A 25,802-nucleotide genomic window follows, 5' to 3' on the forward strand; every position below is an offset into this window, starting at 1 on the left:
GACGGAGGCCTAATTAATAAAGGCCTTACTATGTGAAATAAATACAGCCGAAAGCGGTTTTCTCTTACAAGAAAACGCAGATCTAAAAGCTGTGAATATTGTTATAGTGTTCACAATGAGTGATTTTAATTATGATCTGCAAAGATAAGTAAAGTTTTTTGATTCTTACAAAATTTATTTCCATTTGATATTACACCCAATGCTTGGTTTCTGAATTTCATTTAAAATTCGGTTGTAAATCAAGGCATCAATGGCATTTCTTAAATCAGTTCCGCTTAACGGAATTCCGTTTCCGGGTCTTGAATCATCAAGTTGTCCTCTGTAAAACAATTTATCCTGATTGTCGAATAAATAAAAATCTGGAGTACAGGCTGCGTCATATGCTTTTGCTGTTTCCTGCGTTTCATCAAATAAATAAGGAAAATCAATTTTATGCTGTAAAGCAAAATCAGTCATTAATTCTGGAGAATCCTGCGGATATTTCACGATATCATTACTTGAAATAGCGATAATACCAAGTCCCTGAACGCGATAATCGTTAGAGATCATCACAATTTCATTAATAACATGAAGTACAAACGGACAGTGATTACACATAAAAATAACAAGTGTACCTTTTGATCCTTTTAAATCCTCAAACGAATAAGTGTGATTCGAATTCGTATCTTTTAGATAAAATTCTGGAGCAATTGTTCCAAGCGGAATCATATTTGAAGGAGTGCGTGCCATTTTTTACAGAATATTAATACTCAAAAATAGCTTTTAAATTCTGTATAAAAAAGAGCACAAGAAGAATTGTTGTGTATACTTAACAGTATTTATTTAGCCCACAGATTTTACGGATTAAACTGATTATTAAATTTTAAAAATAATCTTAATCTGTGAAAATCTGTTTAATCCGTGAAATCTGTGGCCCATATTATTTTTATGAATTTAAAAATTCAAGTAAATCTTCGTTTAATTTGTCTCTGTCGGTATAAAATAAACCATGCGGAGCGCCTTCGTAAACGATATATGTATTATTTGCAATAGCTTCTGATGCTTTTTTAGACGTTAGGTCGATAGGAACAATTTTATCGTCATTTCCGTGAATGATTAAAGTTGGAACCGTTATAGTACTTAGTTCGTCTCTAAAATCAGTAAATGAAAACGATTCGGCGCATTTTAAAGTTGCGTGTGGAGAAGCAAAGGAACAAAGCATTCTGTAATATTCTAATAAAGCCGTGCTTAACGGTTTATTGATAATATTTACGCCAAAAAATGTCTTTCCGAAATTATCAACAAATCCAATTCTGTCTTCTTTGATTGCTGCTGCAGTAGTTTCACTTTTTTCTCTTGGGTGCCCGTCTGGATTATCTTCTGTTTTTAATAAAAAAGGAATAATCGACGAAATCAAAGCGGCTTTTGCAACACCTTTTCCCTGATATCTGCTAAAATAACGAACCACTTCGCCGCCGCCCATAGAAAATCCAACCAAAGTTACATTCTCTAATTCCAGCTGGTTTATAATTTCGCTTAAATCATCCGTTAAAGTATCATAATCATAACCTTCCCACGGCTGCGACGATTTACCAAAACCGCGGCGGTCGTAGGCAATTACTCGGTAATTATTTTTAACCAAATATTCAACCTGATATTCCCACATTTCGTTAGAAAGCGGCCATCCGTGAATTAAAATAACTGGTTTTCCTTCTCCGTAATCTTTAACATAAAGCTTTACGTTCTTGGCAGTTTCAATGAATTTATCTGTATTTAATTGATGAATATCAAAATCTAAATCTCTTAAAGTCGGGGCATTTATTACACTATTTTCCATTTTTATATTTTTTACTAATTAGTTACTAATGCATGTCTAGTAAAATTAAATAGAGTATAAAAAAATAGGTTATAGAATTAGTTGTATTACTTACAAAATTTATAGGTTTGTAAATAAACAATTTTCAAAATGGATTTAACCTGGAACGAATTCGAAAGAACTGATATGCGCGTAGGAACAATCATCGAAGTAAATGATTTTCCTGAAGCCAGAAAACCTGCTTTTCAATTAACTATAGATTTTGGTGTCGAAATTGGCATCAGAAAATCATCTGCACAAATTACTAAACGATACAAAAAAGAAGATTTACTAAACAGACAAATAGTAGCAGTTGTAAATTTCCCTAAAAAACAAATCGGAAAATTTATGAGCGAATGTCTGGTTCTTGGCGCTGTAGGCGAGGAGGAGGGAGATGTTATTTTATTAGCTCCGGATTTTAAAATATCAAATGGTCTTCGAATAGGATAGTTTTAGTTTACAGTCGCAGTCTCAGTCTCAGTTTTTTGTTTAGCCACAGATTCCACAGATTAAAAGGATTTTTGATGTCGCGCTCATTTTTGCCACGAATTACACTAATTTGCACGAATTATTTTTTAAACTCTAGCTTTGTGACCTTTAATAAATCAAAGATTCATCAAACTTTTAATAAAAGACTTCGCGAACTTTGCGTAACATCTTCGCAGCCTTTGCGGTTAGTTTTTAGTCGCAGTCTCAGTTTGCCACAGATTTTACAGATTAAAAGGATTTTTGATGTCGCGCTCATTTTTGCCACGAATTACACTAATTTGCCACGAATTATTTTTTAAACTCTAGCTTTGTGACCTTTAATAAATCAAAGATTCATCAAACTTTTAATAAAAGACTTCGCGAACTTTGCGTAACATCTTCGCAGCCTTTGCGGTTAGTTTTTAGTCGCAGTCTCAGTTTGCCACAGATTTTACAGATTAAAAGGATTTTTGATGTCGCGCTCATTTTTGCCAAGAATTACACTAATTTGCACGAATTATTTTTTAAACTCTAGCTTTGTGACCTTTAATAAATCAAAGATTTCACAAACTTTTAATAAAAGACTTCGCGAACTTTGCGTAACATCTTTGCGGCCTTTGCGGTTAGTTTTTAGTCGCAGTCTCAGTTTGTCACAGATTTTACAGATTAAAAGGATTTTTGATGTCGCGCTCATTTTTGCCACGAATTACACTAATTTGCACGAATTATTTTTTAAACTCTAGCTTTGTGATCTTTAATAAATCAAAGATTCATCAAACTTTTAATAAAAGACTTCGCGAACTTTGCGTAACATCTTCGCAGCCTTTGCGGTTAGTTTTTAGTCGCAGTCTCAGTTTGCCACAGATTTTACAGATTAAAAGGATTTTTGATGTCGCGCTCATTTTGCCACGAATTACACTAATTTCCACGAATTATTTTTTTAACCCAGCTTTGTGATCTTTATTGAATCAAAGATTCAGCAAACTTTAAATAAAAACTTTGCGAACTTTGCGTAATACCTTTGTGTGCTTTGCGGTTAAATTCGCTTGCAAAGCTTTAGTTTTTAGGATCTATTTTTGTAATTAATTGTTGTAAAATCAACTGCCCTTCTTCCCAATATCTTAAATCAGAGTCTGAGTTAATATGTCCTTGTTCACCAACATTTACAAAATCACTTCCCCATTTTTCGGCAAAATATTGTTTTCTTTCGAATAACGCATACGGATCATTTTCGCTCGCCACAACTATCGACGGAAAAGGCAATTTATAAAGCGGCATAGGAGAAAAATTTCTAATAATATCTGGCGTATGTTCCGGCGAATCAACATCGGCAGGAGCGACTAATAAAGCACCAATAATATTTTTATTAGAATTGTTTTCTGCCCAATGTAAAACTAAAGAAACGGCAAGACTGTGTGCTACTAAAATCGTTGGACTTTCTAATTTAGAAACAGCTTCGTTTAAGCGAGCAATCCAATCTTCGCGAACAGGTTCGTCCCAATTATCCTGAACTAAACGAATTGAATTTTTAAATTTTTCATGCCAAAAGGTCTGCCAGTGTTTCTCTCCAGAATTTCCTAATCCCGGTAAAATTAAAAGTTGTGTTTCCATTGCCGTGGAATTATATGTTTATTTCTTATTTTGTTTTTCTTTTAAAATTCGGTTGACCTCGTTTACCAATAACGGAAAACCAGGTTCAGTCATTCCGTGGCCGTAGCCGTCTAATTCGTAAAGTTTAGTCTGTGTATGACCGACTAGTTTCATCATTCTAGCCATATATGCGTTTTCTTCATATCGGCCTAACATTTCCAGTTCACGATCCCCTGTAATCAATAAAAGCGGCGGAGCATCGGCGCGAACGTGGTATAAAGGTGCAAAAGCATCAATTGTAGGTTGTTTTTCCGGGATTCCGTTTTCTCTTCTCACTTCAAAATGCGTAATACATTGTCCGCTAAACGGAATAAGTCCCGCAATTTTATTAGCATCAATTCCTTCTTTTTGCAGCCATTTTTTATCTAAACCAATCATCATTCCTAAATATCCTCCAGCAGAATGACCAGAAACGAATATTAAAGAAGAATCACCGCCATAATTGCTGATATTATTAAATGCCCAGGCAACAGCCGCTGCAGCATCTTCAATTGCTTTAATAGTTTTTGCTTTTGGAGACAATCTATAATTTACGCCAATAATGGCATAACCTTTATTTTTTAAAGCTTCGGGAATTTCTTTATTTCCACCAGTTAAACCTCCGCCATGAAACCAAACAATTGTAGCAAAGCCTTTTGTGTTTTTTGGATAATAAATATCCAGAACACATCTTTCGTTAATGTAACTGTCGGATTTATTTATTTCTGATGAATAATACTGAATATTTGATTTTGTTTCATATTCTGTTTTTTGAGCAGATGCTGAAAAAGTAATCAAAATGAAACTAAGTAATAGAATTAATTTTTTCATTTTATAAGAGTTTGAATAAATCTAAAATCTAAAGTCTGAAATCTAAAATAATTCATCTCGACTAAAATTATAGAATTTAAATATATAAAAAAAGTCCAAAAATGCTGCACATATTGGACTTGAACTTTTAGAAAAGTTATATAAGATTAAATATCGTCAAAATCAATATCAGTAAAGCTAGATCTTGGTGTTTCTGCTTTATCAGAACCGTATTCTTTTTTAAAATCTTTTTGATGTCTTTCAGAGATTACTTCTTCACCCTTGTGGTTCAAAACGTATGAAGTCATCTCTTCTAGTATTTCAGCAAAAGCACTAAAATCTTCTTTGTATAAATAAATTTTGTGTTTTTTAAAGTGAAAAGAACCATCTTCTTCTGTAAACTTTTTGCTTTCGGTAATCGTGATATAGTAATCGTCAGCCTTAGTAGCTCTCACATCAAAGAAATAAGTTCTTCTTCCTGCTCGTAATACTTTAGAAAAAATCTCTTCTTTTTCTAACATGTCATTTTCTCTCATAATACGTTCTATCATTTTTGGTAATTAATAGTACTCAAAAATCATAAAAATTTATCGATTACGCAACAATTAAAGTAATTCTTTTTCCGAAAGTTGTTTTAAATATAACGATGCATAGTAACCTTCCTGATTTATTAATTGATTATGAGAGCCTTGTTGAATGATTTCGCCATCCTCAATAATGATGATTTTGTCGGCATTTTTGGCAGAAGACACTCGGTGACTGACAATTATAGTGGTTTTATTCTTACAAAATTCAAACAAATTATGTAGGATAGTTTCCTCAGTTTCGGTATCAACTGCAGACAAACAATCATCAAAAAGTAAAATCGCCGGATTTTTTATAATGGCTCTCGCGATCGATACACGCTGCTTTTGTCCGCCGGAAAGTGTAATTCCTCTTTCTCCTAAAATAGTGTCATATTGTTTGTTAAATGCAATGATATTATCATGAACGACAGCATTTTTTGCAGCTTCAATAACTTCTTCGTCAGTAGCATTTTGGTTTCCGAATTTGATGTTATTTTTAATTGTATCCGAAAACAAGAAAGCATCCTGCGGAACAATTCCGATGCTGTTTCTTAAATCATTTAAATTTAAAGAACTGATTTCGTTTTGATCAATTGTAATCCTTCCATCAGTAACATCGTAAAGACGAGAAATCAGAGATAAAATGGTAGATTTTCCGGAACCTGTTTTTCCTAAAATCGCCAGCGTTTCTCCTTTTTTTACCGTGAAACTTACATTTTTTAAAGCTTCGATATTAGTGTCTTCATACGTATAACTTACGTTTTCAAAAGCAATTGAACCTTGTATATCTGATGAATTTTGATTGTTATTTTTAATCTCCGGTTCAATTTTCAAAAATTCATTTAAACGTTTTTGAGAAGCCTCTGCTTCCTGAACCATAGATGAAACCCATCCAAGAGAAGCAACAGGCCAGGTTAACATATTTACGTATAAAATAAATTCGGCAATTGTACCAATATTCGGGATCGTTCCGTTGATGTACATAACACCTCCAAAATAAATTACAACCAAATTACTGATTCCGATTAGGGCAATCATCAAAGGCCCAAACAGCGACTGAACTTTGGCTAGATCTAAACTCTTGCGTTTACTTTCTTCGGAAAGATTTATCATATTATTTTGATGCTGATTCTCTAAAGAATAAGCTTTGATAACTCTAATTCCTGAAAATATTTCCTGAGTAAAACTCGAAACCTTAGATAAATACTGCTGAAAAGTAGTGCTTCGTTTATTGATTTCTGAACTTAATTTGAAAATACAATAAGACAAAATTGGCAGCGGAAGAATCGTATATAAAGTTAATAAAGGCGAAACATTATACATATATAATATTACGATCGCAAAACGAATAAACGTATTTATAGTATACATTACCGCCGGGCCTACATACATACGAACTTTAGAAACGTCTTCACTGATTCTGTTCATTAAATCTCCAGTACGGTTTTGTTTATAGAAATTTTGAGAAAGGTTTTCGTATTGTCTAAAAACCTCATTTTTTAAATCAAACTCAATATGGCGCGACATTACGATTAAAGTCTGGCGCATTAAAAAAGTTAAGAATCCTCCAACAATTGCACTCCCCGTGATTAAGAGTACGTTATGAATTAATTCCTGCTGATAATAGTCTACAAGCATAGATGATTTTTTATCGGCATCAGATAGTTTTAAAAACTTTTCGATAATGTCAAAAGAGTGGCTAACCAGCTTTGGAGTAAATAAAAAGAATATTTGTGCGATTATGGTGATTAAAATTCCGAGAGAAAAACTGAATTTATATTTAATGAAATATTTGTTTAAATAGCTTAATTCTTTCATTTTTTTAAGAGATTCGATATTGACTTGATTTAATTTTATGAATTATACTTAATTAAAAGTATAATAAAATGCAATCTAATCAAAATAAATATTTTGTATAATTGTTATTTTAAAGATAAAAAATTAGCACATGTATATTTTTTGTTTATGTTTGAGTTGTCTTTTTGACAAATTCATAATTTTAAACAACTAAATAGTAACGCTATGGATGCAACTTTCGCAACTGGAAAGGAACTTCAAAAAATGGATCCTGTTTTTGGTCAATTATCTTTTGACGATCACGAACAAATTGTATTTTGCAATGACAAAGATACAGGTTTAAAAGCAATTATTGGTATTCATAATTCAGTTATGGGGCCAGCTTTAGGAGGTACTAGAATGTGGAATTACAATACGGAATGGGAAGCTTTAAACGATGTTTTGCGTCTTTCAAGAGGTATGACTTATAAATCTGCGATTACCGGTTTAAATATTGGTGGCGGAAAAGCAGTAATTATTGGTGATGCTAAAACGCAGAAAACTCCTGAGTTGATGCGTAAGTTTGGTGAGTTTGTTCACTCTTTAAGCGGAAGATATATTACAGCTGAAGATGTTGGAATGGAGACTAAAGACATGGACACTGTAAGAGATGTAACGCCTTATGTTACTGGAATTTCTGAAGAAAGAGGCGGATCTGGAAATCCTTCTCCTGTAACAGCTTACGGAGTTTATTTAGGAATGAAAGCTGCTGCTAAAAGTCAGTTTGGTACTGATGTTTTAGACGGTAAAAAAGTTTTGGTTCAGGGAATTGGACACGTGGGTGAAGCTTTGGTTGAGTATTTAACTAAAGAAGGAGCTCAGGTAACGATTACTGATATTAACGAAGAAAAATTATATCAGGTTGCTTCAAAATACAATGCAGCAATTTATACTGGTGAAGATTTATATACAGCAGATGTTGATATCTATGCGCCTTGCGCAATGGGAGCAACAATTAATGACGATACAGTAAACAAAATTAAAGCTAAAGTTATTGCTGGAGCAGCAAATAACCAATTAGCTGATGAAAATGTTCACGGGCCAAGATTACAGGAAAGAGGAATTTTATATGCTCCTGATTTCTTGATCAACGCTGGTGGAATCATCAATGTTTATGCTGAATTAGAGCATTATGGAAAAGCTGAAATCATGGCTAAAACCGAAAATATCTACAACACTACTTTAGAAATTATCGATTATGCTGTGAAAAACGGCATGACAACTCACAAAGCGGCACTTACAATTGCTCAAAATCGTATCGATGCGAGAAAAATTGAAAACGCTAAGAAGTAATTAGTGTTCAGTGTTCACTTTTTTTAGTGTTCAGTTATAGTATTCAGTCTCAGTTTACAGTTTGGTCTGTAAACTGAGATTTTTTTTATCAGTATCTAAGACTGAACACTAAATACTGATAACTGACCACTGATAATTAAAACAGGCCATTAAATTCTGAAAACTGACCACTAAAACCATGACTTTTTTGCGAATAAATTTTAAAATATGCCTTAAAAGTTATACTTTTGCAGACTAATTTTTAAATGTTCTTACAAGGTGGTAAATAGAAGACACATACGCGTTAAAGTCATGCAATCCATTTATGCAATGCACCAAAGCGGTTCTGATAATATGGAAAAAGAAGAGAAGTTTCTTTTTTACAGTATTGATAATATTCAGGACTTATATCTTATAATGCTTTCTTCATTGATTGAAATTTGCAAAAAAGAATCAGTATTCTTGCATTTGTCAAGCAAAAAACATCTTGCTACTGCAGCAGAACGTAATCCGAACGAGAAGTTCATCAAAAACAAAATCTTTCAGCTTCTTGCCGAAAGTAATTCCCTTAGCATCGCTTTAGAAAACCGTAAAATCAACAACTGGTCATTAAACGACGATTATATCATTTTGCTTTTAAATGATATTAAAGCAAGCGATTTGTACAAAAAATATATGAGCAATAATGTCAATACTTTTGAAGAAGACAAACAATTTATTGCTGATTTATTTGCTGAGGTTATTGTTCCAAATGATAAATTATACGAGTATTTAGAGGATGATAAATTGACTTGGGTTGATGATATTCCGGTTGTAAATACACATATCATTAAACAATTAAAAGCAATTAAAACCGAAGATCCAGACGATTTTAGAGTTCCTAAATTGTACAAAGATGTTGAGGATAAAGATTTTGCTAAAGATTTATTTAGAAGAACAGTTTTAAACGAAGCTGTTTTAGCAAAAGAATACGATGATAAAACGCCAAACTGGGACAGCGAAAGGATTGCAGAAATCGATACAATTATTTTGAAAATGGCAATTTGCGAATTCTTGAAATTCCCTTCAATTCCTGTAAAAGTAACTCTTAACGAATATTTAGAAATTGCAAAAGAGTATTCTACACCAAAAAGTAGTATTTTTATCAACGGAATTTTAGATAATCTTGTAAAAGAACTTACCGCTAATAAAAAGATGGTAAAAGTTGGTAGAGGGTTAATGTAAATTTAAATAATCAATTTTTTTAAATTCCAAATTCCAATTAACTTTGTGTCACTCTGAGCGAAGTCGAAGAGCATTCAAAGACGGATAGGATTTAGTAAAGTTGAATTTAAAAAAAAATAATAATGTCACTCTGAGCGAAATCGAAGAGAAAAAAATATTAATAATAAATCAAAAAACAGAATTTAAATTATGGGACAATTAACTCAATTTGCGCCATTTCTATTAATGTTTGTGGTAATCTATTTCTTCATGATCAGACCACAGCAAAAAAGAGCAAAAAACGAAAAAGAATTTGAAAGCGGCCTAAAAGTAGGTGATAAAATAGTTACTAAAAGTGGTTTCCACGGTAAAATTGCTGAATTAGCAGAAACTACTGTTGTAATCGAAACGATGTCAGGTAAATTAAAATTAGAGCGTTCTGCTATTTCTTTAGAATTAAGCGCTGCTTTGAATAAAAAGGCTTAGGCTTTTTTAAAATTGCAATATTTTAAAATCCCAAATTCCAAATATGGAGTTTGGGATTTTTTTTGTTTATGCTAAGCGTGTGGTCATTGCGAGGAACGAAGCAATCTCACGATGCTTATCACAAATGCTTATCACTAATGTTCATGTTAGTGCGGTTGCTTCGTTCCTCGCAATGACAATACTTTGCGTAAAGAAAAAACCCTTGTCAAAGTTTAAACCTTTGACAAAGGTCTCGTATAGTTTGGAATTTGGAATTTAAAAAAATTGAAATTTAATTACCTGTATTTATCATTCAACCCAATATTCCCTAAAATCATTGGAATCACTTTTTCAATTCTCGAAAGTTTTGTTTTTTCCTGTTTAGCAGTTTCAATATATTCTAAAAACTCGTATTGTTTATAAGGGCTAAACTTTTCAAAAGCTGCTGTCAAAGCCGGATTTTTAACCATTTCTGCATTAAGAAGTTCAGAAACTATAGCTTCTTTTTTTGAAGGTTTAATGATTTTTCCCTGCTTTTCATTTTCAATAGCTTCTAAGATATATTCTAAAATTTCTTTTTCGTTTATTTCCTCTTTTGAAGAAAAACGCCATTGACGCAAGGATTTTGTAACTTCTTCCTGAGCATTGATAAGTTTCTTTTTATCATCTTTCAGGAAAACACCATTAAAGAACCAAATCGCAAAATAATCTTTAAAACCTCCTAAACCAATGACATTTTTTTTCTCGTAAACATAAACCGGACCGCCCCATTTTGTGGTTTCTGTCAGTTCGGTTTTGTCAATAATAGCTTTAAGAAGAAGTAATTCTTCTTCCCATTTACCGCTATATTTCCACATGCCTTTATTTTCAGAAGCTGATTCCAATTATTTTTTCGCTTTAGATTTTTCGTTTACATCAAAAATACCCTGAATTGCTGTAAGTTCAGCAATTTTTACAATAACATCAGTTGCTTTTTGAATACTTTCTGCCGGAACATATTCGTATTTTCCGTGGAAGTTGTGTCCACCTGCAAATATATTCGGACAAGGTAATCCCATGTATGATAATTGAGATCCGTCTGTACCGCCGCGAATAGGTTTTATAATTGGTTTGATGTTCAATTCTCGCATTGCTTTTTCGGCAATATCCACAATATGTTTTACCGGAAGCACTTTTTCCTTCATATTATAATACTGATCTCTAACTTCAGTAGTAACAATATCTTCGCCGAATTGTTTAGCAAATTTCTTATTGATTTTTTTGGCAATTTTTCCAATTAAATCTTTTCGTTTTTCAAACTTGCTTTTATTATGATCACGGATAATTAATTCTAAAACGGTTTCTTCAATACTTCCCGTTAAATGATGAACGTGGAAAAAACCTTCGTAACCTTTTGTTTCCTGTGGCGTTTCACCTTTTGGAAGTTCATTAATAAACTCATTTGCAATCAACATTGAGTTGATCATTTTTCCTTTTGCATAACCAGGATGAACACTTTTTCCTTTAAAAGTAATTTTAGCTCCGGCAGCATTAAAATTTTCATATTCTAATTCGCCAATCTGACTTCCGTCCATAGTATAAGCCCATTGAGCACCAAATTTTTCAACATCAAAATGATGCGCGCCGCGTCCAATTTCTTCATCGGGAGTAAAACCAATTCTGATTTTTCCGTGTTTAATTTCCGGATGCTGGATTAAGTATTCCATTGCCGAAACAATCTCCGTAATTCCGGCTTTATCATCGGCACCTAACAAAGTAGTTCCATCAGTTGTAATGATTGTCTGCCCTTTATATTGTAATAAATCTTTAAAATAATTAGGAGAAAGAACGATGTTTTTCTCAGCGTTTAAAACAATATCTTTTCCGTCGTAATTCTCTACAATCTGTGGTTTTACATTTGCACCGCTAAAATCCGGAGAAGTGTCGAAGTGAGAAACAAACCCAATTGTAGGTACTTCGTAATCAACATTACTTGGCAGTGTTGCCATAATGTAAGCTTTGTCATCTATTGTAACATCTGTTAAACCAATTGTTTTTAGTTCTTCAACTAATTTATTGGCAAGATTCCACTGTTTTTCTGTACTTGGGGTTGTTTTTGAATTCGGGTCTGATTCAGTATCAATTGTTACATAACTGATAAAACGATCAATGATATGTTGCATTTCTTTTTATTTTTAGCAAATATAGACATTTTTTTTAGCAGGTAAATTTGCGGTTTACCTTCAAAAATAAAAAAAGGATTCTGTTTTTGAGAATCCTTTTTTATGGTAACTTTTATCTTTTAAATACTTTTCACACATCTAAAACCAAGATGATTGGCAGCAGATCTAATTTCGCCTTTTCCTCTGGTTCCCACCATATATCTGGTGCAATATTGATCTGTACATAAAAAGGATCCGCCTCGGTGTACTCTTTTTATCTGCGTTGGATCGTTAGGATCATTATAAGCATCCGGCCCTTGTGGGTTTTTAGCTGTTTTCCCGCTTTCGCTTAATGTTTTATAATAATCAACACTGTACCAATCGTTTGTCCATTCCCATACATTTCCTGCAACATCATACAATCCGTAAGCATTTGGAGCAAATTGTGCGACAGGAGCAATGCCTTTAAAACCATCTTCTCCCGTATCGCCATCTTTAATCGGGAAATGTCCTTGGTAAATATTAGCCTGAAATTTTCCGTTTGGTTTCAACTTATTTCCCCAGGCATAAATTTCCCCAGTTTTTCCGCCTCTTGCTGCAAATTCCCATTCTGCTTCAGTCGGAAGTCTTTTTCCTGCCCATTTTGCATAAGCTGCGGCATCTTCATAAGTAATATGTACAACAGGGTATTTTTCTTTCCCTTTTATAGAACTTTGAGGGCCAAGCGGATGCTTCCAGTCTGTTCCGCCAACGTAAGACCACCATTGCAGAAAATTATTCAAATTTACGGCTGATGGAGTAGGTGTAAATATTACAGAACCTGTAATTAAATCTTCTTCGGCAGCTGTTGGAAATTCTTCTTTAGTCGGTTTTTGTTCCGCAACGGTAATGTATCCGGTTGCTTTTACAAATTTTTCATATTCTTCGTTTGTCACTTCAGTTTTATCCATATAATAACCGTCGACATAAACACGATGAATAGGAGCAGCATCTTTTGTTACGCCAGATAAACTGCACAAACTTTCATCTGCAACATTGCTTCCCATTGAGAATTCACCGCCCGGAATCCAAACCATTCCTTCCGGAGCTTTTCCTGCGGGTTTATTTTTATTTTCGATGGTAGGTTTAAATGCCGATGGTTCTGACGTATTTGGAGTTTCATGACAATCTAAAGCAGCTTCTGTTACTTTTGCTTTTGGCGAAATTAATTTTGTTACACCATAAGTAATTGAAATTATGGAGATTGTTAGTATAGCGAAAATCCAAAAAGTTTTATTTTTCATTGTAATGGTTTTTTGAGCTGTATTGGTTGTCAATAAGTTGAATCAAAAGTATGAAAATAACTTTTAAAGTTATATTAGTTTGATAGAATTAATAAAATAATTATATTTTGTTATTTATCTTCTTCCACCAAAACTACTTCATATTTGTCTTTTCCGTCAACTTTTACAGGTTGATAATAGGTTTCACCAAATTTTACATATTTTACATCACCAATTGTTACTTCTTTACCGCCTTCTGGCAAATTATCTACTATTGTTCCTGCTGTTGGAGGAACTACTTTGTAAGTGCTGCCATCTTTTTCATAATAAGTTCCTCCGTAATAGTAATTGTTTACTGTTCCAGTATTAACGGTTTGCGCACCACTCGGAATATTGTTTACTGTTCCTCCAACTGGAGCAGGCACAGCGGTATAACCTCCGTTTGAAGGAGCATACCAAACTCCCTGATCATAATGATACTGGGTACTTTCTACACTCACAACTATTGCTGTCACCGCTAAAGTTGCCACAAAAAATCCCCACGGATGCCAAACCGGGCCATAATAAAAGGGTCTGTACGGATGAAAGTAATACGGATTGTAGGCATGATATCTGTAACCGCCATACACATATGGAGGACGGGCATAAACAACTGTATTTCTTCTAACTACAGTATTTGTGTTGTTGTTTATTGTAATATCTCTGCTTCGGTCTACATTTCTTGTATTGCCGCTTATATTAGTGTTTCTGTTACCAGAATTTCTTACATTATTGTTAGAATTTCGGTTATTTATATTGCTTCTGTTATTGATATTTGTTGTTGAACCATTGGCTGGTCTCGTAACTCTGGTTCCAGAGCCGTTAGATCCAGGTCTTGTTGCTGCGGGTTTATTTACTGCTGGTCGTGATTGATTGGCCGGCCTGTTTACCGATGGTCTTGTTTGAGTTCCTCCACTAGGTCTGTGAACGCCGCCGCCACCGCCGCCCACACGCCGCTGCGCTATGCTGTCAATAGAAATCAAAAAAAACGATCCGGCTAAACATATTGTTGCTGCTTTTCTTATTGTTTTGTTTATATTTTTCATTTTCAGTATTTTAAGTCAGATAAAGTTATTAAAAAAATGAATTGCTGAAAAGAATTGAAGTGAATATTTTGTAAGTAAAATATTGTTTTAAACAAAAATCTTTATTTAAGAGGTGCTTTTTGAAGTACAAAAAAACACATAAAACAGTTTTTTGTAAAATGATTCCTTTTTAAACTTTAATAACTAAATTTGCAGCCAAAATAACAACAACACAATTCTTATGTATAAATTGATAATTCGCCCAATACTTTTTTGGTTTGACCCGGAAGAAGTGCATTACTTTACTTTTTCATTTGTAAAATTCATTTCAAAAATCCCTGGAGTTTCATCAATTATAAGATCAATTTATGAAGTAAAAGACGCTCGTTTAGAAAGAGAAGTTTTTGGAATTAAATTCAAAAATCCGGTTGGACTTGCGGCAGGATTTGATAAAGATGCGAAGTTGTACAAAGAACTTTCTGATTTTGGTTTTGGTTTTATCGAAATTGGAACTGTAACTCCGATTGGTCAGGAAGGAAACCCTAAAAAGCGTTTATTTCGTTTAAAAGAAGATCAGGCGATTATTAACCGAATGGGTTTTAATAACGGCGGAGTTCTGGAAGCTGTTGAACGTTTGAAAAAGAATTCAGGCGTTTTAATTGGCGGGAACATCGGAAAAAATAAAGTGACACCAAATGAAAATGCGGTAGACGATTATATCATTTGTTTTGATGCACTTTTTGATCACGTAGATTATTTTGTAGTAAACGTAAGTTCTCCAAATACGCCAAATTTAAGAGCATTACAGGACAAAGAACCTTTAACGGCTTTATTGCAAACGCTGCAAAACAGAAATATCGAAAAGCAAAAAACAAGCACTCAAAAAGTAAAACCAATTCTTTTAAAAATTGCTCCAGACCTTACAGATGAGCAATTATTAGACATTATTGATATTGTAAAAACTACACAGATTGCGGGTGTAATTGCAACAAATACGACTATTTCAAGAGACGGGCTTCAGTCTCAAAATCAATCTGAAATGGGAGGTTTATCTGGAAAACCATTAACAAAACGTTCTACAGAAGTAATTCGTTTTCTTTCGGAAAAAAGCAATAAAGCATTCCCAATTATTGGAGTAGGCGGAATTCACTCTGCCGATGATGCCATCGAAAAATTAAATGCAGGAGCAAGTTTAGTGCAATTGTACACTGGTTTTATTTATGAAGGGCCAGCGTTAATAAAAGCAATCAATAAAAAAGTTTTAGGGCAGTTGTAAAAGAAGTGCCTGAACCAGTATTCCGGCAAGAATTGCGATTCCGAAACTGATTAATGTACCAATTAAAACGTATTCGGTTAGTTTTCTGTCTTTGGCTTCTTTTAAATCTCCAAATCTAAAAATAGATTTAGCGGCCAGTAAAAATCCAATTGCTTCAAAATGTCCGGTTAAGATGAATCCGAACACAAATAAGCGTTCTAAAATACCAATATAATTTCCGGCAGCTATCAGCGAGTTATCCTGATGGCTGTTTTCGTTTTCGGGCGCCCAGATTGAAATAATGGTTTTGATTAAAATAGAAGTTGGTTTAGTCAGCAGTAAAAATCCGGTAATCAAAATCCAGAATGCATTATCCTGCCAAAAATAAATGATGCCTTTGTTTTGATAAAGAAGTACCACACCTATTAAAACCAAAATATGTGCAATTTGGTCCACCACAAACCAAGTGCGTTTTGTTGTGTTTTTCTGGAAATTAAGTTTAATTAAATCGATGATGCCATGTGTAACCGCAATTAAAACAGCATAGGGAATAAAACTAATTTCTCCGGCCAGAATTGCAGCCAAAACACCATGTAATAAAACATGAATATATAAGTAAATACTTTTGTGTTTTTTACTCTCTTTATTGGTAACCCAGGAATTAGGCTGCCAGATAAAATCGCCTAATAAATGTGCCAGAAACAGTTTTATAAATAAAATCATGGGGCTGTAAGTTGTTTTATTTGTGTTCTAAAATAACGATCTAAATTCATAACCAAATCAAACTGAGCGCGCTTTTGTCTTCGGCTTACCGCAGCTTGATTAATGCCTAATTTTTGTCCCAATCCTTCCTGCGAAAGGCTTGGGTTTTCTATTGCTTTTGCGACAAAATCTGCCGATTGTACCAGCCAGTTATCCATAAAAGTCAAAGCAAGCTGAATCATTAAGTTCAGCTTTTCATCAAAAGCAATATCGCCTGTTCGCAATGCTAAAGTCACTTTTTGCTTTTTTAAAGTCTCAAAAAGTTCCCCCGAATTGATAAAGGCCGTTCCGTTACTTTCAGAAATTTTGGCAGCATTATGCGTCTTATCTCCAAAACCAATGCTCATTCGTGCATCTGATTTTATGGTTCGTAAATGTGCTTTTATTAAAATGGCAGTCAATAAAGCATCTTCCGGATTTTTAATTTCAATTTGAAATTCGTCACCACGATACACTTCCCATTCACTGGGCGTTTTACCAAGCGGAGCCAGGATTTTTTTTAAATCTTCGACCCAATGCTGCGATTCCTGTTGTCTTGAACCAATTATGTCACCTGTAATTACACTAGTCATAATCAAATATAATTAAAAAATAATAAAAATTATATTACAAATATAAGTAATAATTTTAATTATTACACTTTTTGGTAATATTTTAAAATATTACACTTTTATGTAATAAATAAGTCTATTACTATATAACGTAATAAAAACAGATGCACTTATATTTAACTACGATAAACTATCCAGCATTAAAATTTAAATGACCTTATATAACTTATATGGTTTAAAAAACAGCCTAATAAGGTTAAAATAAATAATTCGCAAAGAGTTAATTTTTATTTCTTTAAAAAAGAAGCTAACTTAGCTTTTACAAAAGAATAAGTTTTGAATAAAGAGATCAAGATTATCGAATGTCCGCGAGACGCCATGCAGGGTATCAAAACCTTTATTCCAACAAAAAATAAGGTAACTTATATACAAGCTTTGCTTCGTGTAGGGTTTGATACAATCGATTTTGGAAGTTTTGTTTCTCCAAAAGCAATTCCGCAAATGCAGGATACTGCAGAGGTTTTGGCACAATTAGATTTGTTGCAGAGAACCAGTAAATTACTTTCGATAATTGCCAATACACAAGGCGCTGCTCAGGCTGCAGAACATGAAGCCATTCAATATTTAGGATTTCCTTTTTCGATATCTGAAAATTTTCAGATGCGTAATACTCATAAAACAATCGCCGAATCTTTAGTTACTCTTGAAGAAATTCTGGAAATCGCCGATAAAAAAAATAAAGAAGTTGTAACTTATCTTTCAATGGGATTTGGAAACCCGTACGGAGATCCGTGGAATGTTGAAATTGTTGCCGAATGGACCGAGAAACTGGCCGGAATGGGCGTTAAAATATTATCGCTTTCTGATACAGTAGGAAGTTCTACACCAGACGTTATTACATATTTGTTTTCGAATTTAATTCCGAAATATCCTGAAATCGAATTTGGAGCACATCTGCATACTACGCCAGACAGCTGGTTTGAAAAAATCGATGCGGCATCAAAAGCCGGATGCATACGTTTTGACGGAGCAATTCAGGGATTTGGAGGCTGCCCGATGGCGACCGATAAATTGACAGGAAATATGCCGACAGAAAAATTGATTTCGTATTTTACTGCTAATAAAAAAATAACCGGACTTAATTCTCTAAGTTTTGAAAGTGCTTATAATGAAGCATCTAAATTGTTTGGAAAATTTCATTAAAAAAATAATGTAAAATAAGTAATATCTGACAAGAAAAGGCGTTTTTATTTATCTTTAATTAAATTAAAAAATGAAACGAAATCTTTTATATAGAATCTCTATAACACTCTTTTCAGCAGTTTTATTTCTCTCTTGTTCAAGTGATTTAGACTTTGACCAAATCGATGATTTTGTACTTGAACCTGTTTTTGTGGCAAATCTCGCTTATTTTGATGTTAGTGCTGACCAAATTGATGATAATGGACAGGGACAGCAAATACCGCCTGATGTTGAAGATTTTGATATTTTTAAAAAGAAGTTTTTTACAGATAATCTGGCTAAAGCCGAACTTAATTTCGAAATTGAAAATACGGTGAACAGAGCTTTTGAAATTGAATTACAGTTTATAGATGCCAATAACCAAGTATTAGAAACTATTGATTTAGCTGTTCCAACCTATACCGGTGGTTCCAACATAACAAAATATCCAACAGAAGTTTTTGAAGGAGAACGGTTGAATTTATTAAAAAAGACTATGAAAATTGGTTTTATAGTAACAACCGTAACAGGATCTGGATCGGGTGATATTTCGGGGAATTTAAAATTCAAATCAGGTGCAACCGTTTATATGAAGATAAAATGAGAAAAGCACTTTTAATTTTGATGCCTCTGCTGCAGCTTTTTTGTTATTCTCAAAATAAACAAGTGTTGTACAATTTTACTTCAATTCCGCAGTCATTACTTGTAAATCCTGGAGCAGATGTTTCCTATAAATATTATTTTGGAGTTCCGCTTCTGTCTGGAGTTTCTGCCAATATTGGTTCGAGCAGTTTTTCTGCGTATGATTTATTTGCTGATAATGGAGTAGATTTTAATGATAAAGTCCGCAATATTATCAATAAATCATCTGCAAATGACAAAACCCAAGTAAACCAGCAGCTAGAAATATTTTCAGGCGGATTTAGAGTAGGAGGCGAGGACAGCCAATCGTATATTTCGTTTGGTGCTTATCAGGAATTTGATTTTTTAATGTATTTTCCAAAAGATCTTGCCATTTTAGGGGTAGACGGAAACCAGAATTATATTGGAAAATCATTCAATTTAGCCGATTTAAATCTGCGTGCCGAAGTGCTTTCTGTTTTCCATGTTGGGTTTCATAAAAGGCTAAACAAAAAACTAGTTTTAGGCGGACGAGCTAAAATTTATTCCAGTGGTGCTAATGCAACTTCAACCAAAAACTCTGGATACATTTATACTGGACAAGGAACGGGAACAAATTTGTACACTCAAATAATCGAATCAAACTTAGAACTTAAAACTTCGGGCATCGGAAAATTTACAAAAGATGAATATGAAGGAAGTATTCCGGGTGATATTGCACACAATACTTTTCTCAATGGAAGTTTAGGTTTGGGATTCGATGCCGGTATTACATATAATATTAAAGAAAATCTGCAGCTTACGGCCAGTATTCTTGATGTTGGTTTTATAAAACATACTAAAGATATTGAGACGTTAACTTATAAAGGAGCTTACAGATATGACGGAGTGAATCCAAATTTTGATGCTGTTAATGAACCTGAAAATATTTTTGATGAATTTGATGCGGCAATTCCGCGTGATACATCTTATGCTAAATATACGACCTGGCGTCCGGTAAAATTTAATTCTTCCATTCAATATTCATTTGGTGAATCCAGATACGACGGAGAATGTAATTGTAAAGTTGAAAACGAGAGAAAATATTTAAATGCTGTTGGTGCGCAATTGTTTTTAATGACAATGCCTGAAACACCGTACGTTGCTCTAACGGCTTTTTATCAACGCAGTATTTTTGAAAAGCTAGATGCCAAAGTAACTTATACATTCGATCCGTATTCGAATAAAAATATTGGTTTAGGACTTTCCGGAACTCTCGGGAAATTTAATATTTATGCTTTATTCGATAATGTTTTAGAGTATAAAGATGTTACGAAGGCGCATAGTCTTGCGTTTCAATTTGGTTTCAACTTCATTTTTCAAGATAAAAAATAAAATTCCAAATTTTAAAAAATTCCAATAATTAAATCCCAAATTCCAAAAAGACTAACGTTGACTTTTGCTTTTCTAATTGGAATTTGGAATTTAAAAATTTGGAATTTAAATCGTAAGATGTTTCCTGTAAATATAAATTTATGAATAAGTTAGTATTTAAGTTAGCAATTTATTCACTATATTTGCACGCAATTCAACTAGAAATTGCACCATGATAGCACACAACTCCAAGATTATCGGCGAAGGTTTAACTTACGACGATGTATTATTAGTACCTAACTACTCGAATGTGCTTCCCCGCGAAGTGAGTATCAAATCAAAATTTTCAAGAAACATAACATTAAACGTTCCAATCGTATCTGCTGCTATGGATACAGTGACCGAAAGTGCAATGGCAATCGCTATGGCGCAGGAAGGCGGAATTGGAGTTTTACATAAAAACATGACAATCGAGCAGCAAGCTGCGAAGGTTAGAAAAGTAAAGCGCGCTGAAGCAGGAATGATTATCGATCCGGTAACATTACCAATGAATTCAACTATTGCAGACGCTAAAAACGCCATGAGAGAATTCGGAATTGGCGGTATTCCAATCGTTGACGAAAACAGAATCCTTAAAGGAATTGTTACCAATCGTGACTTACGTTTCGAAAAAAACGGAGCAAGACCAATTGCTGAGGTAATGACAAGTACAAACTTAGTTACTGTTGCCGAAGGAACTTCATTAGAACAAGCCGAAGTAGTTTTACAAGGCCATAAAATCGAAAAATTACCAGTTGTAAACGCTAAAAACGAATTAGTTGGTTTAATTACTTTTAGAGATATTACAAAACTGACTCAAAAACCAATCGCTAACAAAGATACTTTTGGTCGTTTAAGAGTTGCAGCTGCAATTGGCGTTACTGGAGATGCAGTTCTAAGAGCTGAAGCTTTAGTTGCAGCCGGAGTAGACGCTATTATTATCGATACAGCACACGGACATACTGAAGGTGTGGTAAATGTATTGAAAGAAGTAAAATCAAAATTCCCTCAAATAGATGTAGTAGTTGGAAACATTGCAACGCCGGAAGCTGCTAAATATTTAGTAGAAAATGGTGCTGATGGTGTAAAAGTAGGAATCGGTCCTGGTTCTATCTGTACTACACGTATCGTTGCAGGTGTTGGTTTCCCTCAGTTTTCAGCAGTTTTAGAAGTTGCTGCTGCTATCAAAGGAACTGGAGTTCCTGTAATTGCTGATGGTGGAATTCGTTATACTGGAGATATTCCTAAAGCAATTGCTGCAGGTGCTGACTGTGTAATGTTAGGTTCATTATTAGCAGGAACAAAAGAATCTCCGGGTGAAACTATTATCTTCGAAGGTAGAAAATTCAAATCATACCGCGGAATGGGTTCTGTTGAAGCAATGCAAACAGGTTCAAAAGATCGTTATTTCCAGGATGTTGAAGACGACGTTAAAAAATTAGTTCCGGAAGGAATTGTTGGTCGTGTTCCTTACAAAGGTGAATTAAACGAAAGTATGCTTCAATTTATTGGAGGTCTTCGTGCCGGAATGGGATACTGTGGTTCAAAAGATATTCCAACTTTACAAGAATCTGGACGTTTTGTTAGAATCACGTCAAGCGGAATTACTGAAAGTCACCCACATAACGTAACAATTACAAAAGAAGCGCCAAATTATTCTAGATAATTTTTAGTTTTTCAAATATTAAAAAAGGCATAAGAGTTTGATTCTTATGCCTTTTTTAGTTTATTTTTTGGAGATTTTGGCAAGCTGGCTATAATCGCTTTTTGATTTCAAATCGATATTAAAGTCGGTATGTTTTAAGTTAAGATTTAATTCCATGTTTAAAGTATTTTCACTTATAAAATGATTTGGGATATCATAAACTAATTTCCCTGTTCCATTTCCTGAACCACTCGAATCGAAGCTAGGATCAGCAAGTTTCATTGTATATGTCTGGACAATATCAAAAAAGGCAGATTTTGTAGTAAAACTTTTTAGATTATAGGTTGTTTTTATTACCATTTCGATATTAATACCGCCAATAGGAAGTGTAAGTGGGCTTTCCTGAGAAAAAGATTCACCTGCTTTTAATTTTTTTTCGGGCATAGCTAGTTGATTAAAAGTACTTTGAACCATCTTAAAAATACTATTTTTAAAGTTTTCCTCCATTCCTTTCCCTACGATCGAATCCAATTTTGGCATGCTCGAAAGCGTAGCATTACCATACAAAAGGGTTCCGCTTGGAATTACACTTTTTCCATCTTTATCAGAAGATTTTAGGTATTCAATGGTAATAGGAAAGCTTCCGTTTTTATCAATTTTACCAGTTTTAGAAACAGTTTCTACATTAAATGAACTCTTTATTTTGACTGGATTTTCGGTCCCGTTTTCCTTTAGCATCGTCAAAAGTTCTTCGGATCCTGAATATGTCATTTCATAATCTGAAGAATTAGTTACTGTTTGATTGTAAATAGTTTCAGGTGAGTAACCTGGTTTGAAGTCTAAAATTTGATTTGACTGACAATAATTTTGAAAAGTTGTAAAAATAAAAAATAGTAAAAAAGATTTTTTCATGTGTGAAAATTAGGGAGATAATTGTTTTAGGTATTTTATGAAACGAAAATAGACAAATTATCATCAATGAAAATTTTATTTTACCTAATTTTTTGTCTTTGGTTTAAAACAAAAAAACAGCTTATAGATAAATTATAAGCTGCTTTTTCATGAAAAAATATTTTTTTAAAGTGAAGTTGTCTGTTCCGCTTCTCTTAATTTTTGATTATCTAAAATCTTCTGAATAAAAGGTTTTACTTCTTTCTCAATTTCAGATTCAGATATATTTAAAGCTTTTGGATCTGATGCCAATTGTAACCACGGTTTTGGACCGTCAAAATTATAACTTCCAAAAACTACAACAGGAGTTCCTTTTACTTTTACATTTTCTTTGTCTTTCAAAATCCATTCGTCGGCAAATTTGTAAAGATATTTAGCATCTTTTTCCAGTAATCTCAAACAAGAATGCGATGCAGGATAACCCGGTAATTCATATTGATGAAAACCAACTCCGAGTTTATTTTCAATATTGAAATTCCATTTTAAATCCCATTCGTCATTAAAAGTACTGGTTGTTTTTTCTGCTTTCCAATTCGTGAAAAATAATCCGGTTGGTGTTGGATCTTTTTTTCTTCCCATATTTGTTGGGCCTGTATAAACCAGTTCACCGTTTTCGTAGGCGGCAAAAATCTGAGTAGGATAGGAGAAAATAATGATTTTAGAAACTTCTTCTAAAGCCCCAACATGCAGTGGAAATGGTAAATAATAAACCAAATCTCCGCTAAAATCTGCCGGAATAACTACTGAATCTAACTTTTTAAAGTTTGCTTTATCAGTTCTGTTTACGGCATAAACAATATCCAGTTTACTGCTGTCAGCTTCGTTAGTTTTAAGCCAGTCTTTTGTTTTACTAATTTGATAAGAAATAGTAGATTCTGGTTTCTTGTATTCTATTTTCTTTTTAGGCTTAGTGTTTTTATTTTCGGTAAGATTAGCTGTGTCGCTTTTTTTGCAAGAAACTAACAGTCCTAAAATCAATATAAGGAGTACGTTTGCTGTATAATATAACTTTTTCATAGGTCGTAATTTTTATACAAATAAAATTATACATATGATAGCTAAAAAGGGTTACATAATTCTTTGAATAGTTTGCTGGATTTTCATTTGAGAGCTATAACATTAATTTGAAGCATTTCGTCCAGAATAAGTTTAAAAAGCTCCAATAATTCATTTAAGATATTGAGATCACGAATTTCGCCATCAATAAAATAAGATAACTCAAATTCGTTTTCAGGAAGTTCTTCTTCCCAAATTCCTTTTTGATCAGAAATTTGAATATTTACATCTTTTTGAGAAGTAATAAGATTTCTTATCTCACTATTTCGGAGTAATGTTTTTATTTTAAACTCATTATTGCTTTTAATTGTAAACGTTTTATCAAAATCAGCATATCCGATTTCTATATCCTGTGCGCCAAATATTTTTTCAATTTTTCGAATAAATCCTTCTTTATAAATTTCGAATCTAAAATTATCCTGTAAAATAATCGGAACAATTACTCTAGTCATTTCGGTGCTGTATTTTCCAGACCAAAGGGTATAATTATCAAAAACAATTTTCCAGTTTTTATATTCAATTTCAACAGAGTCTGATTGCCAGGAATAGCCTTCTTTAAAAGTTCCATTGGTTTGGTTTGCAAATTCTTTCCAGATATTCATATTATTATTCTATAATTTACTTAATAAATCTCAAATTTTATCGAAAAATCATTCCTATTTACTGATGCTGTTTAAAAAATAAAAGAGCCTTCTTTACTATTAAATTTTGCATTCATTATATGTCCGGGCTTAAAAGGAAATCATGGTAATGATCAGGATTGTCAACATATTTTAATTTAATGTTTTTTAAAATTTTACAATCAAAATTTGGTTTGCTTTGAGCTGCAGAAATTGCAACAGTAAGTAGAAAAAATAATACGAAAAGAGATTGAAATGTTTTCATTGTTTTACAGGCTTTGTTAGAAAATCAGTAATATTTTGGACCCACTGGATTTTATTTTTGATTAGATAATTTTCATGTCCGGTATTTTTATAGACATTAATTCTCTTTTGCCCTTTTAAATTTTTATAAATAACATCTATTTCTTCTCTGCTTACACTTTTATCTTTTTCACCATAAAGCAATAAAACTGGACAAGAAATATTTTTTGCATACTCTGACGGATTATGATTAAATCCCCAAAAACCATTTTGGATGCCTCCCCAAAAAACTAATAATCCAGCCATTGGAAATGTTGGCGCATTCATTTTTTTAAATCTGGCACAAACAGTTTTGTACATAGATCCAAATGGACATTCGATAATTATTCCTTTGGGGCTTATTTTATAATCATTGATAGATTTCATAATAGCAACAGCTCCCATGGAAGTTCCAAATAAAAAAATATTTTTTTCTCCTGTTTTGGTTATGTAGTCAAAACAAGTTTTTACCTCTTCAGCTTCTTTAAAACCAATTGTAGTTTGATTTCCTTCTGAATTACCGCTACCCATAAAATCAACAAGCATTGTACTGAAACCTAATTTTATAAATTGATTTGATCTTTCGATCATTGAAGATTTTTCTCCTCCGTAACCATGAAAAAGTATAACAGTTCCCTTAGATTTTTTAGTTTTAATAAACCAGCATTCAATTTCTTTATTGCTTTTTAGTTTTAAAATTTGATATTGCTGCGTTGGAAATTTTTTGTTTTTAGCTTTAGGGTTATTGACTCCAAAAAATATTGTTTTTACTTTATCAATTGCAGATAATTTCTCGGGACTTTTGGTTTTTTCTGAATTATTTTCTGTGAAATGAGTAAACTTATAAGCGTGGAAAAAAGCGATAATATTCATAATTATAAAAATGAATACTATTA

Annotated in this window: 25 protein-coding genes; 9 read left to right on the forward strand and 16 right to left on the reverse strand. The window is 33.1% G+C overall.

What is annotated here, in order from left to right; genetic code table 11:
- Nucleotides 1–174: 174 nt before the first annotated feature.
- On the reverse strand, nt 175–729 hold the full coding sequence (locus BUE10_RS18030; RefSeq protein ID WP_073487342.1) for a thioredoxin family protein: 555 nt from the start codon (nt 727–729) through the stop codon (nt 175–177).
- Between the two features lie 196 nt (nt 730–925).
- Nucleotides 926–1,816, reverse strand: a complete 891-nt coding sequence (locus BUE10_RS18035; protein ID WP_073487344.1) for an alpha/beta fold hydrolase — start codon at nt 1,814–1,816, stop codon at nt 926–928.
- Between the two features lie 129 nt (nt 1,817–1,945).
- On the opposite strand from BUE10_RS18035, the gene BUE10_RS18040 reads away from it, so the two are divergent.
- On the forward strand, nt 1,946–2,284 hold the full coding sequence (locus BUE10_RS18040; RefSeq protein ID WP_073487346.1) for a tRNA-binding protein: 339 nt from the start codon (nt 1,946–1,948) through the stop codon (nt 2,282–2,284).
- Between the two features lie 1,074 nt (nt 2,285–3,358).
- On the opposite strand, the gene BUE10_RS18045 is transcribed toward BUE10_RS18040, so the two are convergent.
- The 4 genes from BUE10_RS18045 to BUE10_RS18060 all read right to left on the reverse strand — a co-directional run bounded on the left by BUE10_RS18045 (nt 3,359) and on the right by BUE10_RS18060 (nt 7,125).
- Complete coding sequence (locus BUE10_RS18045) at nt 3,359–3,913, reverse strand: RBBP9/YdeN family alpha/beta hydrolase (protein ID WP_073487347.1); 555 nt, start codon at nt 3,911–3,913, stop codon at nt 3,359–3,361.
- Between the two features lie 18 nt (nt 3,914–3,931).
- Complete coding sequence (locus BUE10_RS18050; protein WP_073487349.1) at nt 3,932–4,762, reverse strand: alpha/beta hydrolase; 831 nt, start codon at nt 4,760–4,762, stop codon at nt 3,932–3,934.
- A gap of 146 nt (nt 4,763–4,908) precedes the next feature.
- Complete coding sequence (locus tag BUE10_RS18055) at nt 4,909–5,277, reverse strand: PUR family DNA/RNA-binding protein (protein ID WP_053471040.1); 369 nt, start codon at nt 5,275–5,277, stop codon at nt 4,909–4,911.
- A 69-nt stretch (nt 5,278–5,346) separates the two neighbouring features.
- Nucleotides 5,347–7,125 carry an ABC transporter ATP-binding protein gene (locus tag BUE10_RS18060; RefSeq protein WP_073487351.1) on the reverse strand — a complete coding sequence of 593 codons (1,779 nt, stop codon included), beginning with the start codon at nt 7,123–7,125 and terminating at the stop codon, nt 5,347–5,349.
- 204 nt (nt 7,126–7,329) lie between these two features.
- Here BUE10_RS18060 and BUE10_RS18065 point away from each other — a divergent pair, with 204 nt between their 5' ends.
- From BUE10_RS18065 to yajC, 3 genes are all read left to right on the forward strand, one after another.
- On the forward strand, nt 7,330–8,436 hold the full coding sequence (locus tag BUE10_RS18065) for a Glu/Leu/Phe/Val family dehydrogenase (protein ID WP_073487353.1): 1,107 nt from the start codon (nt 7,330–7,332) through the stop codon (nt 8,434–8,436).
- Between the two features lie 291 nt (nt 8,437–8,727).
- Nucleotides 8,728–9,639: a transcription antitermination factor NusB gene (nusB, locus tag BUE10_RS18070; RefSeq protein ID WP_053471037.1), complete on the forward strand. Its 912-nt coding sequence runs from the start codon at nt 8,728–8,730 to the stop codon at nt 9,637–9,639.
- A gap of 189 nt (nt 9,640–9,828) precedes the next feature.
- A complete protein-coding gene (yajC, locus tag BUE10_RS18075) occupies nt 9,829–10,104 on the forward strand; it encodes a preprotein translocase subunit YajC (protein WP_073487355.1) in 276 nt (91 codons plus the stop codon).
- Between the two features lie 275 nt (nt 10,105–10,379).
- Here the strand turns inward: yajC and BUE10_RS18080 are convergent, their stop codons facing one another.
- The 4 genes from BUE10_RS18080 to BUE10_RS18095 form a co-directional block, all read right to left on the reverse strand.
- Entirely contained in the window at nt 10,380–10,940 is a 561-nt protein-coding gene (locus tag BUE10_RS18080) for a YdeI/OmpD-associated family protein (RefSeq protein WP_091290729.1), read from the reverse strand.
- Nucleotides 10,941–10,967: 27 nt separating this feature from the next.
- Nucleotides 10,968–12,245 (reverse strand): peptidase T, encoded by a 1,278-nt coding sequence (gene pepT, locus BUE10_RS18085; RefSeq protein ID WP_073487358.1) that lies wholly within the window; start codon nt 12,243–12,245, stop codon nt 10,968–10,970.
- A 119-nt stretch (nt 12,246–12,364) separates the two neighbouring features.
- Nucleotides 12,365–13,507 (reverse strand): formylglycine-generating enzyme family protein, encoded by a 1,143-nt coding sequence (locus tag BUE10_RS18090; RefSeq protein ID WP_073487405.1) that lies wholly within the window; start codon nt 13,505–13,507, stop codon nt 12,365–12,367.
- A gap of 110 nt (nt 13,508–13,617) precedes the next feature.
- Nucleotides 13,618–14,571, reverse strand: a complete 954-nt coding sequence (locus tag BUE10_RS18095) for a DUF6515 family protein (protein WP_073487360.1) — start codon at nt 14,569–14,571, stop codon at nt 13,618–13,620.
- Nucleotides 14,572–14,791: 220 nt separating this feature from the next.
- On the opposite strand from BUE10_RS18095, the gene BUE10_RS18100 reads away from it, so the two are divergent.
- Nucleotides 14,792–15,826 carry a quinone-dependent dihydroorotate dehydrogenase gene (locus tag BUE10_RS18100; RefSeq protein WP_073487362.1) on the forward strand — a complete coding sequence of 345 codons (1,035 nt, stop codon included), beginning with the start codon at nt 14,792–14,794 and terminating at the stop codon, nt 15,824–15,826.
- Here BUE10_RS18100 and BUE10_RS18105 read toward each other — a convergent pair.
- Both BUE10_RS18105 and BUE10_RS18110 read right to left on the reverse strand, forming a co-directional pair.
- Complete coding sequence (locus tag BUE10_RS18105) at nt 15,812–16,528, reverse strand: DUF3307 domain-containing protein (RefSeq protein ID WP_073487365.1); 717 nt, start codon at nt 16,526–16,528, stop codon at nt 15,812–15,814. The two genes, BUE10_RS18100 and BUE10_RS18105, sit on opposite strands and share 15 nt — an antisense overlap.
- Nucleotides 16,525–17,139, reverse strand: coding sequence for a hypothetical protein (locus BUE10_RS18110; protein WP_073487367.1), 615 nt, complete (start codon nt 17,137–17,139; stop codon nt 16,525–16,527). The genes BUE10_RS18105 and BUE10_RS18110 overlap by 4 nt, the downstream gene beginning before the upstream one ends.
- A 315-nt stretch (nt 17,140–17,454) precedes the next feature.
- Here BUE10_RS18110 and BUE10_RS18115 point away from each other — a divergent pair, with 315 nt between their 5' ends.
- The 4 genes from BUE10_RS18115 to guaB all read left to right on the forward strand — a co-directional run bounded on the left by BUE10_RS18115 (nt 17,455) and on the right by guaB (nt 22,018).
- The gene (locus tag BUE10_RS18115) at nt 17,455–18,321 is read left to right on the forward strand and encodes a hydroxymethylglutaryl-CoA lyase (RefSeq protein WP_073487369.1); all 867 of its coding nucleotides are present in this window, start codon (nt 17,455–17,457) and stop codon (nt 18,319–18,321) included.
- Nucleotides 18,322–18,391: 70 nt separating this feature from the next.
- Nucleotides 18,392–18,943 carry a hypothetical protein gene (locus BUE10_RS18120; protein WP_073487371.1) on the forward strand — a complete coding sequence of 184 codons (552 nt, stop codon included), beginning with the start codon at nt 18,392–18,394 and terminating at the stop codon, nt 18,941–18,943.
- A complete protein-coding gene (locus BUE10_RS18125; RefSeq protein ID WP_073487372.1) occupies nt 18,940–20,334 on the forward strand; it encodes a DUF5723 family protein in 1,395 nt (464 codons plus the stop codon). Before BUE10_RS18120 ends, BUE10_RS18125 begins: the two co-directional genes overlap by 4 nt.
- A gap of 211 nt (nt 20,335–20,545) precedes the next feature.
- Nucleotides 20,546–22,018 (forward strand): IMP dehydrogenase, encoded by a 1,473-nt coding sequence (gene guaB / locus BUE10_RS18130; protein WP_053471025.1) that lies wholly within the window; start codon nt 20,546–20,548, stop codon nt 22,016–22,018.
- Nucleotides 22,019–22,078: 60 nt separating this feature from the next.
- On the opposite strand, the gene BUE10_RS18135 is transcribed toward guaB, so the two are convergent.
- From BUE10_RS18135 to BUE10_RS18150, 4 genes are all read right to left on the reverse strand, one after another.
- On the reverse strand, nt 22,079–22,909 hold the full coding sequence (locus tag BUE10_RS18135; protein WP_073487374.1) for a hypothetical protein: 831 nt from the start codon (nt 22,907–22,909) through the stop codon (nt 22,079–22,081).
- A gap of 165 nt (nt 22,910–23,074) precedes the next feature.
- Complete coding sequence (locus BUE10_RS18140; protein WP_073487376.1) at nt 23,075–23,965, reverse strand: L,D-transpeptidase; 891 nt, start codon at nt 23,963–23,965, stop codon at nt 23,075–23,077.
- Between the two features lie 83 nt (nt 23,966–24,048).
- On the reverse strand, nt 24,049–24,606 hold the full coding sequence (locus BUE10_RS18145) for a hypothetical protein (protein WP_073487377.1): 558 nt from the start codon (nt 24,604–24,606) through the stop codon (nt 24,049–24,051).
- Nucleotides 24,607–24,885: 279 nt separating this feature from the next.
- Nucleotides 24,886–25,779, reverse strand: coding sequence for an alpha/beta hydrolase (locus BUE10_RS18150; RefSeq protein ID WP_234984763.1), 894 nt, complete (start codon nt 25,777–25,779; stop codon nt 24,886–24,888).
- Between the last annotated feature and the right edge of the window lie 23 nt (nt 25,780–25,802).

Origin of the sequence: Flavobacterium sp. CF108 (genome assembly GCF_900129795.1) — a bacterium.
Lineage (GTDB): Bacteria > Bacteroidota > Bacteroidia > Flavobacteriales > Flavobacteriaceae > Flavobacterium.